The 15,217-nt window shown below is 65.1% G+C and carries 12 protein-coding genes; 7 read left to right on the forward strand and 5 right to left on the reverse strand.

Annotated elements, in window-relative coordinates:
• A complete protein-coding gene (locus BMZ69_RS17430; protein ID WP_175506846.1) occupies positions 1–906 on the reverse strand; it encodes a DUF3108 domain-containing protein in 906 nt (301 codons plus the stop codon).
• 261 nt (positions 907–1,167) lie between these two features.
• A complete protein-coding gene (locus tag BMZ69_RS17435; RefSeq protein ID WP_175506847.1) occupies positions 1,168–2,214 on the reverse strand; it encodes an ATP-grasp domain-containing protein in 1,047 nt (348 codons plus the stop codon).
• A 261-nt stretch (positions 2,215–2,475) separates the two neighbouring features.
• Here BMZ69_RS17435 and BMZ69_RS17440 point away from each other — a divergent pair, with 261 nt between their 5' ends.
• From BMZ69_RS17440 to BMZ69_RS31205, 4 genes are all read left to right on the forward strand, one after another.
• A complete protein-coding gene (locus tag BMZ69_RS17440) occupies positions 2,476–3,774 on the forward strand; it encodes a GNAT family N-acetyltransferase (RefSeq protein ID WP_092158837.1) in 1,299 nt (432 codons plus the stop codon).
• Between the two features lie 760 nt (positions 3,775–4,534).
• Positions 4,535–5,308, forward strand: a complete 774-nt coding sequence (locus BMZ69_RS31195; RefSeq protein ID WP_139219080.1) for a dCTP deaminase domain-containing protein — start codon at positions 4,535–4,537, stop codon at positions 5,306–5,308.
• A gap of 2 nt (positions 5,309–5,310) precedes the next feature.
• On the forward strand, positions 5,311–5,664 hold the full coding sequence (locus tag BMZ69_RS31200) for a hypothetical protein (protein ID WP_139219081.1): 354 nt from the start codon (positions 5,311–5,313) through the stop codon (positions 5,662–5,664).
• A complete protein-coding gene (locus BMZ69_RS31205) occupies positions 5,654–6,628 on the forward strand; it encodes a beta/alpha barrel domain-containing protein (protein ID WP_175506848.1) in 975 nt (324 codons plus the stop codon). The genes BMZ69_RS31200 and BMZ69_RS31205 overlap by 11 nt, the downstream gene beginning before the upstream one ends.
• Positions 6,629–6,694: 66 nt before the next feature.
• Here BMZ69_RS31205 and BMZ69_RS17455 read toward each other — a convergent pair whose 3' ends face one another.
• The 3 genes from BMZ69_RS17455 to BMZ69_RS17465 all read right to left on the reverse strand — a co-directional run bounded on the left by BMZ69_RS17455 (position 6,695) and on the right by BMZ69_RS17465 (position 12,217).
• A complete protein-coding gene (locus BMZ69_RS17455) occupies positions 6,695–9,877 on the reverse strand; it encodes an efflux RND transporter permease subunit (RefSeq protein WP_092158843.1) in 3,183 nt (1,060 codons plus the stop codon).
• A 235-nt stretch (positions 9,878–10,112) separates the two neighbouring features.
• A complete protein-coding gene (locus BMZ69_RS17460) occupies positions 10,113–11,330 on the reverse strand; it encodes an efflux RND transporter periplasmic adaptor subunit (RefSeq protein WP_092158844.1) in 1,218 nt (405 codons plus the stop codon).
• A gap of 50 nt (positions 11,331–11,380) precedes the next feature.
• Entirely contained in the window at positions 11,381–12,217 is an 837-nt protein-coding gene (locus tag BMZ69_RS17465; RefSeq protein WP_092158845.1) for an alpha/beta hydrolase fold domain-containing protein, read from the reverse strand.
• Positions 12,218–12,345: 128 nt separating this feature from the next.
• Here BMZ69_RS17465 and BMZ69_RS17470 point away from each other — a divergent pair, with 128 nt between their 5' ends.
• The 3 genes from BMZ69_RS17470 to BMZ69_RS17480 all read left to right on the forward strand — a co-directional run.
• A complete protein-coding gene (locus BMZ69_RS17470) occupies positions 12,346–13,332 on the forward strand; it encodes a LysR family transcriptional regulator (protein ID WP_092158846.1) in 987 nt (328 codons plus the stop codon).
• 237 nt (positions 13,333–13,569) lie between these two features.
• Positions 13,570–14,859 carry an amidase gene (locus BMZ69_RS17475; protein ID WP_092158848.1) on the forward strand — a complete coding sequence of 430 codons (1,290 nt, stop codon included), beginning with the start codon at positions 13,570–13,572 and terminating at the stop codon, positions 14,857–14,859.
• Positions 14,860–15,071: 212 nt separating this feature from the next.
• Positions 15,072–15,217: ACT domain-containing protein (locus BMZ69_RS17480; protein WP_139219083.1), on the forward strand; the 146-nt coding region annotated here is incomplete at its 3' end.

A 15,217-nucleotide genomic window follows, 5' to 3' on the forward strand; every position in this document is an offset into this window, starting at 1 on the left:
TCAATCGGCCGCGACGGGCGGCCCGGCGAGCTGGACCGCGACCGTGCCGAACCAGCGCGTCTCGACCTCGAAGCGCACCGGCACGGGAAACTCGCCGCCCTCGCGCAGCGCGATCAGGACCGAGCCCTTCAAAGGCCGCATCGCCGCCTCGCGATCATCGTCATGCCGGAAGCCGGCGATCGTCCGGACGGTGAAGCCGCAGCGCAGGGCGCGGCCGTTCAACGGGCCGTGGTCGGCGACCTGCACCCTCGCCGAGGAGGTCATGACCGCGACCGAGCGGCGGCGGCCGTCATAGATCGCCGTCGAGCCGTCGCAAGCCTCGCTCTCAGCCACCTTTTTCAGCATGCCGGCGACGCCGGAGAGCGAGTCGACCGTGCCGCGGATCAGTTCGGGCGGGACGGCTTCGCGATCCTCGTTCGACGGCTCCTGCCGCCGGACGACCGGCACTCCGCGCAGATAGTGCAATTCGCTGACATAGGTGCGGCCGCGCCATGAGCCGTTCGCGGCGTAGAGCCGCGGCTCGGGACCGCTGCGGCCCCAGCGGCCCTCCACCTTGCCGGATTGCTCGGCAGCCCCGACGAGCTGCGCCGCGCGGTAGGGGCGCGTGCGGATCTCGATGCGATAGCCGGCGCGGTCGAGCAGCGAGGTCACCTCGATCTCGCCGAGCGTGACCCCGCCCAGCACCGTGACATCGTAGCGAAGGCGCAGCTCGCGCGCCGAGGCGGCCGAAGGCGCGGTGCAGGCGAGCGCTCCGGCGATCAGAGCGCCTGCCGCGATGACTCTGGCCTGTCTCGAAGCGCTGCCGGCTGCCCTAACGCCGAGCTCAGGCATTGGTACCGTCGCCGAAGAGGCCGCGCAGCCTCGCAGCCCCTCGGTGTCGTCGCCGTCGAAGTCGCGCCCGAGCATCCGCATCATCCCGCATGGGACCGGCCGGTCCCCTTCCCTCCGCGTAAACGCCCGGTGTGACAGGGCCGAAGCGATGTGCCGTTGTAGCGCGGACGACCTGAGCCCCGCCATGCACGAAGGCGCGATGGGTTGCAGTCGCCGATCGGCGATGGAAATGCTCTAGAGCATTTTCGAGCGAAGTGGACACCGGTTCGCGTGCAGAAAATGCGATAAAACAAGGATCTAGAGCAATTTCGCGATTCGAAGAATTGCGGAAATGCTCTAGTAAGGGGTCACGTTCGCCGGTATCGTGACGATGGTTCGATCCTTCGGCACCACCGGGCCGGCGGATCTTGTTTTGCCGAGCAGCTCGAGGAACGGCAACAGCGGATCGCGGGCGAATTCACGGATCACGCGCCGCTCCAGCCAATTGAGCCGCCAAGGCAGCACAGCTGCCTTGAGGAGGCGGCCGCGATTCCGCAACTCCAGCCCATCCGGCGGCCCCTGTCTCAAGGGCTCCTTCGTCAGCGCTGCCCGGATGAAGTCCAAGCCCGCCAGTGCCGTGACATCCATCCGGAACCAGAAACGCGGATTGCTCTCGATGAAGAAGACCTGGCCGTCCGCTCTCTCGCGAAGATCGAAGCCAATCACGCCATCGAGCGCCAGATGCGCCGCGATCGCCCGACTGAAAGCCTCGACCTTGGGGCGCTGAACAAAGCGAATGCCGTAGCGCGCAAAGGTGTATGCCACCTGGCCGACGATGGTTCCGCGCTCGCAGAGGTAAAAAACGCAGAGGTCCCGGCCGGGAATGAAATCCTGCGCCAGGATCGGACTGTAGTCGACCTGCCCGCACAAATCCTCGGGTCCGTTGATCCTGCGCACACCCCAGCTGCCATCCAGGCTCGGCGGCTTGACGATGAAGGGATAGATCAACGCTCCGGTCGAGGCAGCGGCTCGCAGCTCGGACCAGGTCTCGAAGATCCGCGTGTCGGGCGTGGGCAGGTCGAGATCACGGCACAGCTGATGAAATGTCAGCTTGTTGTTCAGCCGATCGAAGGCGTCTGCCGCAGGAATCGGAAAGCAGGGTGTCTCGAACCTCTCCGGGTAGCTGGCGAGAAAACGTGTCGTATGTCCGCAAGTCGGAAGGATGCAGGAGATCTGGTGCTCTTTGGCGTATTGATCGATCGCATCCGCTTCGCCAGGCCCGGCCAGCGCGAATGGTTTTCCCAATTCGTGAAAGGCGCGACAGTGACGCGAATGCTTGAGCCAGGCGCCATCGCCTGTACCGATGATATGAATATCGTTGAAATATAGGGATACTGCTTTCAATATCCTATATTCCATTCGAAATCTATCTGCCAGAAGGATTGCGCGACCGGTCATTGCTCGGCTTCCCGTCTCGAGCACCGAGTGAGAATGGAGCACATCTGGAAATTCTTTCCGTTCTACCCTATCGCGTCATATTTGCCTGCTTGTCGGCGCATCGCAACCGATCCGCCGCGGACCAATAGTGTTAAGCCGATTTATCCCTCGCAAGCGCGAGGGCTTCGTAGATCATGAGGCATCGCATTCGGTCCTCGGGGGGCACCGGTGGACGAGGCCGATCCTCTCAACAGACTGGACACGCAGTCGGGCACGATGGCGCGCGGCGACCGGCGCTCTTGCCTGCCTCGTTCCTCCGGGGCAGTCAGAACCCATCCTGCATACCGGCTCGACCAGGCCGAGAGACTGGAAGCGGAGATCGTCACCGCCTCGGACTTTGCGCGATATCGCGATGACTGGGACGACCTCGTCGATCGCGCGCTGATCCCGAACATATACATGCATCCGACAATCGCGCTTGCAGCCGATGCGCATGGTGGTCGTCGTATCGTGGTCGCTCTGGTCTGGCGAGTGTCCGGCTTCAGGCGGGTGCTCGTCGGCGCCTGGTCCCTGGCGGAATTCCCGGAGCGCCGCCGCTTCTTCAGCGTTCTCGATACGGCGCTCAACCGGCTCGTCTTTGCCGGGACGCCGGTCGTGGACGCCGGGCTGGTCTCGGAGGTTCTCGACAAGATGCTGGATGCCATCGCCGCTCAGCCCGGTCTTCCCAGGATCATCGTCGCGTCCGACCTGAACGCGGATGGGCGATTGCTGCCCAGCCTACGCGACGTTCTCGCCCGGCGCCGGTCCCGCGCTCTGGTCGTGGGGCGGCGGCGGCGAGCGGTCCTGACGCGCCGAACCGCCAGGGAGCTCCCGGACCAGCCGGGAGCGTCCGCGAAACAAAGGCAGGATTTCCGCAGGCGAGGCAGACGCCTGGCGGAAGCCGGCATCGAACCTGTCGCCCTGATGCGCGGGGCGGAGATCGCCGATGCTTTCCAGGCGTTCCTTCACATCGAGGCCAGCGGCTGGAAGGGCAAGAAGGAGCACAGCGGCTGGGCGATAAGGCTCGACCCGGCGCTGGAGCCGTTCGCAGCGGAGATGATTGACGGTCTGGTGCAGGCCGGATGCGCCAGCATTGAAGCCCTGAGGCAGGGCGAGCGCTGGATCGCCTTCTCGATCTGGCTTCGCTCCGGTTCGCGCGCCTTCGGCTGGAAGATGGCCTATGACGAGGCGTTCGCCAGCTTCGGGCCCGGTCGCCAGCTCTCCGAGCTGGTGACGGCAAAATTCCTGTCCGATCCCGCTTTGGCGAGTTTCGACAGCTGCAACGGCTCGGAGACCTCGTTTCACGCCGCGATCTGGCCGGAACGGCTCGAACTGGTCGACATCGTCATCGACGCCCGTCGCGGCGGCTCCGTCTCGGGCACGCTCTTCATGATCGTCGAATTGACGTATCGCCGGGGACGAGGCTGGCTGAAGGCCGCGCGCGATACGGTGCGCGCCTATTGGCGGGGCTTGCGCTCGGCACAGTGACCGCGCTGCGGCCCCAGCGGCCTTCGACCTTGCCGGATTGCTCGGCAGCTACGACGAGCTGCGCCGCCCGGTAGGGGCGCGTGCGGATCTCGATGCGATAGCCGGTGCGACCCGGCAGCGAGGTCACCTCGATCTCGCCGAGCGTGACCCCGCCCAGCACCGTGACATCGTAGCGAAGGCGCAGCTCGCGCGCCGAGGCGGCCGAGGGCGCGGCGCAGGCGAGCGCCCCCGGCGATCAGGGCGCCTGCCGCGATGGCACTGGCCTGTCTCGATACGATGCCGGCTGCCCTCCCGCTGCGCTCGGGCGTCATCGCCGTCGTCGGAGAGGCTGCGCGGCCTCGCAGCCGCTGCGCGTCGTCGCTGTCGCATTCGCGCCCGAGCATCCGCATCATCCCGCACGAGACCGGCCGGTCCCCTTCCCTCCGCGTCACCGCCCGGTGTTACAGGGCCGAAGCGATGTGCCGTTGTAGCGCGGACGACGGGAGCCTCGCCATGCACGAAGGCGCGACGGGTTGCAGTCGCGGATCGGGCGATGCAAGGCCTCAGTGCAGGCGGGCTCGCCAACGATACGCCGCTAGCTTCATTAACTGCTGGAGCCGGGTTCTGCGCTTCATCGACGGGCTGGATCTGGGCACCACCGCGCGGGCGGAGATCGAGAAGCGCAAGGAGAGCGGGCGCAGCGCGTTTGCCGAACAGGGGTAGATAAGGCCCCAGATGCAGTATGAGCCTATAAGATAATGACGATTCGGGGGGCACTTGAATGACAACGCTTAGTGACCGACAAATTAGGTCGGAGATCGACGCGCAGCGGCTGATCCACAATGCCGACTCCACCCGACTTGCAGGTGCATGCTACGAACTGCGAATGGGCAATGTTTATTATGACCTTACGGAAGGTGGAAAGCGATTTTCTCTCAATCCCGATGAAGCGGTTCTAATCAAGCCCGGGCATCGCGTCGTACTCATAACGGCCGAAGAGCTTGAGGTCCCCGCCGACATTTTGGTCCGTGTAGTAAGTAAAGGCTCTTTATTCAGCATCGGTCTAAGTCCAGTTGCTACCTACGCTGATCCTGGTTTCGCTGGAAATCTTGGCATAGTGACAGAGAACGTTAGCGATAAATATATCGAACTCCCGCAAGGCGAGCCTATAGCCAAGGCGGATTTCACTCGCCTTAGCGCGCCTGCAAACAAACTTTACCGCGGACAACATGGCTTCCAAGCGGGCGTTTGGCCGATCAAGACGCAGTTGCAAAAAACGCATGCAGACGTCGCTAGTGATCCACGCGTCCTCTCAGAAAAGGAAGAAGCCTTGGCGCTACTCCCAACGGCGACCCGGACCGTTATCCGCAGGATCGAATGGACGCAGAACATTACCGACATAGGCCTTGTCTTAGCAATTATCTTAAATGCTGTGGCACTGTTTAACCTCAGTGGAAAACTTGCGGACGGCTTCTATGGCGTGGTTGGTAACCTTGTCGCCAGCGCTATCCTCGCTCTCGGTGCTATCATCGTAAAATTCACACGGAGGACCTGACCATGGAATTGTCGGCCCTCATTGAGCTGCAGATCGAGCGCGATCGTCGACGTGGTTTCCAAGTCGACTTCGCATCGGACAGTGATCGATTAGATCAACTGATGCGAGATCTTGTCGGATTGCTGGGAGAGGTTGGCGAATTCGCAAACCTGCTAAAAAAAGTAGGGTTGGCGCACACAACTCCGGGATATGTCGCACCCTCACTCAAGGAGGCCAACCCCGAGCTACGCGAAGAATTAGCAGATGCAACAATTTATATATTTCGGCTCGCGGCGCTATTAGGCGCCAATCTTGAGCATGATCTACTTCAAAAAATGAGCATCAATGATAAACGGTATAGCGACCTTGAACGATAGGCGTATCTTCTTTCTTGGCGTTAACACCGGCTTTCTCGCCGACGGTAAACCAGATGAGAGGTATTTGCGCTTCTACGCGACCCGCAGCTCTTCCAGTTTGCACTGTGCAATCATCGGCAACGTCGTGGTGCCGGGAGGATATGGCAGCAACGCTGTTTCGCCAACCCTCACAGCGGAACCGGTTTGGACTGACCTCGCCGCCGCAATCCGGAGAGGTGGCTCCATGCCGGGAATTCAACTCGCGACCGCGTGGGAAGGCTACGCTGGCTCAAGAAGATTTGTCGGAGCTAAACCCCACGAAATCATTCAGAAGGCTCGTCAACTCGTCACTGGTATGGGCCGCGGACGCATAGCGGGAGTCCTTGACTCATTTGAAGCGGCGGCAGCCATGGCCGAACGACATGGATTCAGCCACATCCAGCTACATGCGGCTCACGGTTACCTATTAGGTTTGCTTGTGGACTCGCGCATTAATAGCGACTCAATGTACGTACTCGAAAGGCTGGCCACACTCGCAGTTATTTTACGGCGAGCAAAAGTCGAAACCTCGATCCGCATTTCGCTTAAGACTGGCGAACCGAATTTCGACAATATCGGTACAGCTGATTTTCAAGATACTATCGCTCGCCTACCTTTTGATTATATTGATCTTTCTTCTGGATTCTATAATATAGACAAGCGACTTATATATCCAACACACCCTAATATTCTTGCTGCCCGGCTTAATGAAAGCCTCGAAACGGGAGCCCGGCATCCTGATCGTGCCTTTATTCTCTCTGGCCGCGCCATACGGCACGATTGGACCAAACTTCCATCTAACGTTCACCTCGGTCTTTGCCGAGACTTGATTGCAAATCCGAATTTCTTGCAAGAACCGCATAGCGGCTGTCACAATCATAATAAATGCCACTACTACTCGCGTGGTAGTAGTCATTTGACATGTGGGCGCTGGCTGAACGCTTAAGAGCGAACAGCCCCGATCATCTGTTGGCAGGGTCACAGCAAACCCGCAACCCCGCCAGCACTCCCACTACGCCGCCTCGGCGATGTGCTCCCTGCCCTCCACCCCATGCTGCCGCAGCGGCTTGTTCCCCGAGAGCTTGCGCATCAGCACGTAGAACACCGGCGTCAGGAAGATGCCGAAGGCGGTGACGCCGATCATGCCGGCGAAGACCGCGATGCCCATGGCCTGGCGCATCTCGGCGCCCGCCCCGGTCGAGAGCACGAGCGGCACCACGCCCATGACGAAGGCGAGCGAGGTCATCAGGATCGGCCGCAGGCGCAGGCGGCTGGCCTCGATCGCGGCCTCGACCGGCGTCCTGCCCTCGAATTCGAGCTCGCGCGCGAATTCGACGATCAGGATGGCATTCTTGGCCGATAGTCCGACCAGGACGACGAGGCCGATCTGGGTGAAGACGTTGTTATCGCCGCCGCTCCACCAGACGCCGGCCATCGCCGCGAGCAGGCCCATCGGGATGATCAGCAGGATCGCGACCGGCAGGGTCAGGCTCTCATATTGCGCCGCCAGCACCAGGAAGACGAGCAGGATAGCGACCGGGAAGACCAGGATGGCGGAATTGCCGGCCAGGATCTCCTGATAGGTCAGCTCGGTCCATTCGAAGGCAAAACCCTTGGGCAGGGTCTCGGCGGCGATGCGGGTGACGGCGTCCTGCGCCTGGCCCGAGGAGTAGCCGGGGGCCGGGCCGGCATTGATGTCGGCGCTGAGGAAGCCGTTATAGCGCATGGCACGTTCGGGGCCGGCATCGGTGCGCACATTGAGCACGGCCGAGAGCGGCACCATCTCGCCCGAATTCGAGCGGACCTTGAGCTTGCCGATGTCCTCCTGATAGGCGCGGAAGGGCGCATCGGCCTGGACGCGCACCGTGTAGGTGCGGCCGAACTTGTTGAAGTCGTTCACATAGGACGAGCCGAGATAGATCTGCAGCGTCTCGAAGACATCGGTGACGGGAACGCCGAGCTGACGCGCCTTGGTGCGGTCGATGTCGGCATAGAGCTGGGGCACGTTGACCTGGAAGCTCGAGAACATGCCGGCGAGCTCTGGCGCCGCCGCGGCCTTGGCCATGAAGGCCTTGGTCGCCTCGTCAAGCGCCTTGTAGCCGAGGCCGGCGCGGTCCTCGATCTGCAGCTTGAAGCCGCCGATGGTGCCGAGGCCCTGGACGGGCGGCGGCGGGAACATCGCGATGAACGCCTCCTTGATGCCGGCGAACTCCTTGTTGAGCTGCATGGCGATGGCGTTGCCCGAGAGCTCGGGGCTCTTGCGCTGGTCGAAGGGCTTCAGGCCGACGAAGACGATGCCGGCATTGGACGAGTTGGTGAAGCCGTTGATCGACAGGCCCGGGAAGGAGATCGCGTTCTCGACGCCGGGATGCTTCAGGGCGATCTCGTCCATCCTGCGGATGACATCCTCGGTGCGGTCGAGCGTCGCCGCATCGGGCAGCTGGGCGAAGCCGACGAGGTACTGCTTGTCCTGGCCCGGCACGAAGCCCGACGGCACCTTCTGGAAGAGCACGACGGTCAGGCCGACGAGGCCGGCATAGACCACGAGCATCACGGTCTTGCGGCCGAGGATGCGGGTGACGCCGCCGCCATAGGCCTCCGACGACCGGTTGAAGAAGCGGTTGAAGCCGCGGAAGAACCAGCCGAACAGGACGTCCATGCCGCGGGTCAGCGCATCCTTGGGGGCGTCGTGGCCGCGCAGCAGCAGCGCCGCGAGCGCCGGCGACAAAGTCAGCGAGTTGATCGCCGAGATCACCGTCGAGATCGCGATGGTGAGCGCGAACTGGCGGTAGAACTGGCCGGTCAGGCCGCTGATGAAGGCGAGCGGCACGAAGACCGCGACGAGGACCAGCGCGATCGCGATGATCGGGCCGGAGACCTCGCGCATCGCCTTGTAGGTGGCTTCGCGCGGCGACAGGCCGTTCTCAATGTTGCGCTCGACATTCTCGACCACGACGATGGCGTCGTCGACGACGATGCCGATCGCCAGCACCAGGCCGAACAGCGAGAGCGCGTTGATCGAGAAGCCGAAGAGATACATCACCGCGAAGGTGCCGACGACCGAGATCGGCACGGCGACGAGCGGGATGATCGAGGCGCGCCAGGTCTGCAGGAAGACGATGACGACGAGCACGACCAGCGCGATCGCCTCGAGCAGCGTGGTGATCACCGCCCTGATCGAGGCGCGCACGAACTGGGTGGTGTCGTAGACGATCGCGTAGTCCACGCCCTCCGGCATGTTCTGCTTGATCTCGCGCATCGTCTCCTGGACGCGGTCGGCGATGGCGATGGCGTTCGAGTTCGGCGCCTGGAAGACCGGCACGGCGACGGCCGACTTGCCGTTGAGCAGCGAGCGCAGCGCGTATTCGGCAGCGCCCAGTTCGATGCGGGAGACGTCCTTCAGGCGCACGACCGCGCCTGAGGGGGCCGTCTTGACGATGATCTCGCCGAACTCCTCCTCGCTGGCGAGGCGCCCCTGCGCATTGACCGAGAGCTGCAGATCGAGCCCCGGCCCGCTCGGCGAGGCGCCGATGACGCCGGCCGCTGCCTGGACGTTCTGGGCGCGGATCTCGCGGACGATGTCGGAGGGCGAGAGGCCGTGCTCGGCGACCTTCTGCGGGTCGAGCCAGACGCGCATCGAATAGTCGCCCGAGCCGAAGAGCTGGACCTGGCCGACGCCGTCGATGCGCGCCAGCCGGTCCTTGACGTTGAGGACGGCGTAATTGCGCAGATAGGTCATGTCGTAGCGGCCGTTCGGCGAGGTGATGTGCACCACCATCGTCAGGTCCGGCGAGCTCTTGATGGTGGTGACGCCGAGGCGGCGCACCTCCTCCGGCAGACGGGGCTCCGCCTGGCTGACCCGGTTCTGGACCAGCTGCTGGGCCTTGTCCGGGTCGGTGCCGAGCTTGAAGGTGACGTTCAGCGTCATCACGCCGTCGGTCGTCGCCTGGCTCGACATGTAGAGCATGCCCTCGACGCCGTTGATCTGCTCCTCGATCGGCGTCGCCACGGTCTCGGCGATGACCCGGGGATTGGCGCCGGGATATTGCGCGCGCACCACCACGGTCGGCGGCACGACTTCGGGATATTCCGAGATCGGCAGGGCCCGCAGCGCCAGCAGGCCGGCGAGGAAGATCAGGACGGAAAGGACGCCGGCGAAGATCGGCCGGTCGATGAAGAACTTCGAGAGGTTCATGGGGTGCCCCTTCAAGGCGGCGGCCCCGCCGGTCCCGAAGCGGCCAGCGGGAGCGAACAGGGTAGGATGCGAAGCCACTTCGTCATTCCGGGGCGGGCCAGAGGCCCGAACCCGGAACCCATGACCACGACGGCTCCAGAAAGCCCGTAAACCGTGCCGAGCTCGATCCGGCTCGGACTGTGTTCATGGGTTCCGGGCTCAGGCCTTCGGCCTGCCCCGGAATGACGGTGGTGGTTCAGCGCTGGGCGAGCTCGGTCGTGGGCTTCTTCAGTTCGGAGCGCTCGGCCATCGGCACCTGCTCGGGGGCGACGGAGGCGCCCGGGCGGATGCGCTGCAGGCCGTTGACGACGATCTGCTCGCCGGCTTCGAGCCCGCTGGTGACGATGCGCAAGCCCTCGGCGGCCGTGCCGAGGGTGACCTCGCGCCAGACCGCCTTGTGGTCCTTACCGACGACGAAGACGAACTTCTTGTTCTGGTCGGTGCCGACGGCACGCTCATTGATGACGAGCGCCGGCTCCGACTTGGCCTGGCCCATGCGCAGCCGCACGAACTGGCCCGGCATAAGCGCGCCGTCCTTGTTGTCGAAGATCGCCCGGACACGGACCGTGCCGGTCGCGGCATCGATGCCGTTGTCGACGAAGTTGAGATGGCCGGCGATCGGCGCGGCCTCGTTCGTCGCGGTGGTCATCTGCACCGGGATGCGCTTGAGGTCGCGCGGCTTGCCGGGTTCGGCCGGCAGGGTCGCCAGCGCCTTGAGCAGCGAGGCTTCATCGGCGTTGAAGCCGGCGTAGACCGGATCGACCGAGACGAGCGTCGTCAGCAGCGGCGCATTGGCGCCGGCGGCCACGAGGTTGCCGACGGTGACTTCCAGTCGGCCGATGCGGCCGCCGATCGGGGCGCGGATCTGGGTGTAGTCGAGGTTGAGTCTCGCCGACTGCAGCGCGGCGCGGGCGGCGCGCTCGTTCGCCTGCGCCTCGCGCAACGCATTCAGCCTGGTATCGAGGTCGCGCTGCGAGACGTTCTGCGTCGACATCAGTTTCTGGCCGCGCTCATGCTCGCCTGCGGCAAGCGCGACGCGGGCCTCGGCGGCGAGCAACTGGGCCTGGGCCCGCTCGAATTCCGCCTGGTAGGGCGCCTGATCGATGCTGACCAGCAGATCGCCCTGCTTGACCAGCGCGCCCTGCGCGAAATGCACCTGCTCGACGACCCCGGAGACGCGCGAGCGGATCTCGACGCGCTCGATCGCCTCGAGCCGGCCGGAGAATTCGGCCCAGCTGACCAGCTCGCGCTGTTCGACGGTCGCGACCGAAACCGGCGTTGCCGGTGGCGCAGCGGGAGCAGTGTCGCTCTGCGCGGTGTTCGAGCCATGGACGGCGGCAGTGAGCGCCGCGAGCGAGACGCCGGCGGTGATGGCAACGCCCAACAGGGCATGACGGATCGTTCCCGGAATCATGGGTTCATTCCTTCGTGGAGAGAGGTTGAAAGAGCGGACGACCGGCGGTGCTAGGACGGTGCGGTCGCGGTGAAGAACTCGCTGACGTGATGACAGGCCGCGCACAGACAGGAGCCGTCGCGGGGCCCTTCGGCGAAGGCGTCCGGCCAGCGGCTCGGGCCGCCGACGATGCGGATGGTGGTGTCGACGCCGGCCGCCTTCAGCCGGTGGGCATAGTTGATGCTCTCGTCGCGCAGCAGATCGTCCTCGGCGGTGACGATCAGGGCCGGGGCGAGCCCGGTCAGCCTGACGGCGTTGACCGGCGCGGCATAAGGATGCGCCGCCTTTTCGGGCGAGCCGAGATAGGCATGCCAGCCGTCGGCCCAGCGGCAGCCGACCGGGCCGGCCTCGGCATTGCGGAAGGAATAGGTGCCGAGGCAGGAATCGAGCATCGGCGAGAACAGGATCTGGCCGGCGAGCGGCGGGCCGTGCCGGTCTCGCGCCATCATGGCGAGCGCCGCGGCGAGGTTGCCGCCGGCCTCCTCGCCCGCCACATAGAGCGGCGCGGTCTTCCCGACCCAGCGTGCCTTGTCGCGGGCGATCTGTTCCAACGCTGCATAGGAGGCTTCGAGCGCCTGCGGGAACGGATTGGCCGGAGCGAGCGGGTAAGGCAGCGAGATCACGATCGCGCCGGCCTCGGCCAGCGTGGTCGCGACAGCTTCGCCGGATGCAAGCGTGCCGCTGTCGAAGGTGCCGCCATGCAGGTGGACGACGAGGCCGGCCGCGTCCGGCACGGCAGCCGGCGCATAGAGGCGGCCGGCGAGCTTGTCGCGCCCGACCGCAACGCTCTGCTCGCGCCAGAAGACGGCGCGGCGATAGCGGCTTTCGGGAACGGACGGGACGAGCATGGCGACGGCGCCTGACGAATGTTGCGGTGCATCACGATTTAGGTGATGCCCTGAACTTAATAAACCGCCGTTCTGCTCCTACATTGTTTCCATACGGAAACAATCGACGGACTATCCGGAGCCTCGATATGGACCAGCTCAACGCCATGCGCGCCTTCGTGCGCGTCGTCGAAGTCGGCACCTTCACCCGCGCGGCGGAACTGCTCGACCTGCCCAAACCGACCGTGACCAAGCTGATCCAGCAGCTCGAAGGGCATCTGCGCGCGCAATTGCTCAACCGCACGACGCGGCGCGTCACCGTGACGATGGATGGCGCCGCCTATTACGAGCGGGCGCTGCGCGTGCTCGGCGAGATCGACGAGCTCGACCAGAGCATGACCTCCTCGCAGGCCCGGCCAAGCGGACGGCTGCGCATCGATGTCAGCGCCTCCTTCGCCACGGACATCATACTGCCGGCGCTGCCCGGCTTCCATGGGCGCTATCCCGAGATCCAGATCGACATGGGCCTGTCCGACCGACCGGCCGACCTGATCGGCGAGAATCTCGACCTCGCCATCCGTGCCGGCGCGATCGACGACCAGAGCCTGATTGCCCGCCGCATCGGCGAGATGATGCTGATCACCTGCGCGACGCCGGGCTATCTGGCGAAGCACGGCACACCGCGGCACCCGCGCGATCTGGAGGATGGGCATCTCGCCATCGGTTATCGCCGAGCCGGCACCAGCCGCATCATGCCTTTCACCTTCGCCAGCCCAAAGGAGACGATCGAGATCCAGGGCAACTATGTCGTCTCGTTGAACGACGGGACCGGCTATGTCGCCGCCGGGCTGGCGGGGCTCGGCGTCATGCAGGTGCCGACCTTCATGGCGATGGCGCACATCGCCTCCGGCCGGCTCGTACCGATCCTGACCGATTGGTGCACCAAGCCGAAGCCGCTGCACATCATCTACCCGCCGAACCGGCACCTCTCGAACAAGGTCCGCGTCTTCGTCGACTGGCTGGCCGAGTTGTTCGCGCGGAACGAGTTGCTCCAGGGCAAGCCGCTGCTGCCCTGCCCCGGCGGCGTGGCGACAACACCGGAGGCGGTCGCCCGCCAACCCGAGCAGGCAGCGTAAAAATCCGTCATTGCGAGCGCAGCGAAGCAATCCAGGAGGGCGTGGAGTTCCGCGGCCTCTAGGTTGCTTCGTCGCTGCGCTCCGCGCAATGACGACACTGGCGATCCCACCGGATCGACAAGTGCTCTGGTCGCGCAGGCCGGGATGACAGGCCGGTGGTTCCATCGCGTGGCGAACTGGCCTAACCAGAAGCGCTGGCTTTCCGCCGCACGCCCTCCAGCAGCCCAGGTCCGCCCGATGTCCCGCAGCGTCCGCGACAAGCTCGAAGCCACCTTCGCCCGCATCCGCGACGGCGCCCCGGTTTTCACCAAGCTCCTCACCGAATCCGCCCGCGCCGAGGCCGATGCCGCCGACCGCCGGCGCGAGGCCGGGTTGGAGCTGAGCGCGATCGACGGCACGATCGTCTCGGTCAAGGATCTGCTCGATGTGAAGGGCGTCACGACCTGGGCCGGCTCCAGCGCGCTGAAGGGCGCAGCTCCCGCGGGTCAGGATGCGCCCTCGGTGGCGCGGCTGCGCGGGGCCGGCGCGGTGATCATCGGCAAGACCAACATGACCGAGTTCGCCTTCTCCGGCATCGGCCTCAACGCCACCTTCGGGACGCCGGGGAACGCCATCGACAAAGCACGAATCCCGGGCGGCTCTTCCTCCGGCGCGGCGGTCTCGGTGGCGGAAGGCTCTTCGGAGCTGACGGTCGGCACCGATACCGGCGGCTCCTGCCGGATCCCCGCCGCCTTCAACGGCATCACCGGGATGAAGCCGACGCACAAGACGGTTCCCGACGAGGGCTGCTTCCCGTTGGCGCCAAGCCTCGATTCGATCGGCCCGCTGGCCAAGGACGTCGCCGGCTGCGCGCGCTTGCTCTCGGTGCTGGCCGACCGGCCCTTCGATCTCGCGGACGGTATCTCGCCGGCCCGCATCCGGCTCGGCGTGGCCCGCGGCGGCTTCCTGGCCGAGGCCGATCCGTCCGTCGCCAAGGCCTATGAGGCGGCGATCGAGCGCGTGACGCGGCTCGGCATCGCGGTCGAGCCAGTCGATCTCGACGGGTTCTACAAGGAGATGCTGGCGATCGCGCCGGTGCCGCTCGTCACGGTCGAGGCGGCGGCCGTGCATCGCGACCTCCTCGCCACCAAGGCCGACACCTACGACCGGCGCGTCGCGGCCCGCATCGCCATCGGCGTGCCCTGCAAGGCGGCCGACTACATCATCGCCATGGAGAAGCGCCGGGCGCTGATCGCAAGGCTCGCGGCCGAACTCGACGGGCTCGATGGCTTCCTGGCGCCGACCGTACCGATCGAGGCGCCGACGATCGCCGCCGTGGAGGCCGGTGACGAGGCCTTCTTCACCGCCAACCGCCTGATCCTGCGCAACCCGGCCTTCGGCAACCTGTTCGACCTGTGCTCGATCTCGCTGCCGATGCCGCTCAGCGACAAGCTCTCGGGCGGGCTGATGCTGAGCGCGGTCGCGGGCCGGGACCTGCAGCTGCTCAACATCGCCAAGTTGATCGAGCCGGCGGCGGCGGGACACTGAAGCCCGGCGGCTTGACAAACCCCGCCACAATGGGCCCTTCACGAGCCATGATCGCGCGCAGCCTTCAGCAAACACCCTTTGCAGCCCTCGCGGCGGCGGGCGGCTACGCGCGCCTCGGCGGCCGAGGTTGACGGCAGCGCGTCGCGCGCCTCCCTCTCCGCCCCAAAGCTCAATTCCTTATCGAAGGGCCGCCCCGCCGGCGGCATCATGCCATGCCCGACCGCACCTGCGTGCTCACCCTCGCATGCCCCGACCGCCCGGGGATCGTCGCCGCCGTCTCGACACTTCTGTTCGAGGCCGGCTGCAACATTCTCGACGCCCAGCAATATGACGACATCGAAACCGGCCGCTTCTTCAT

Origin of the sequence: Allobosea sp. CRIB-10 (assembly GCF_900112185.1) — a bacterium.
Classification (GTDB): Bacteria; Pseudomonadota; Alphaproteobacteria; order Rhizobiales; family Beijerinckiaceae; genus Allobosea.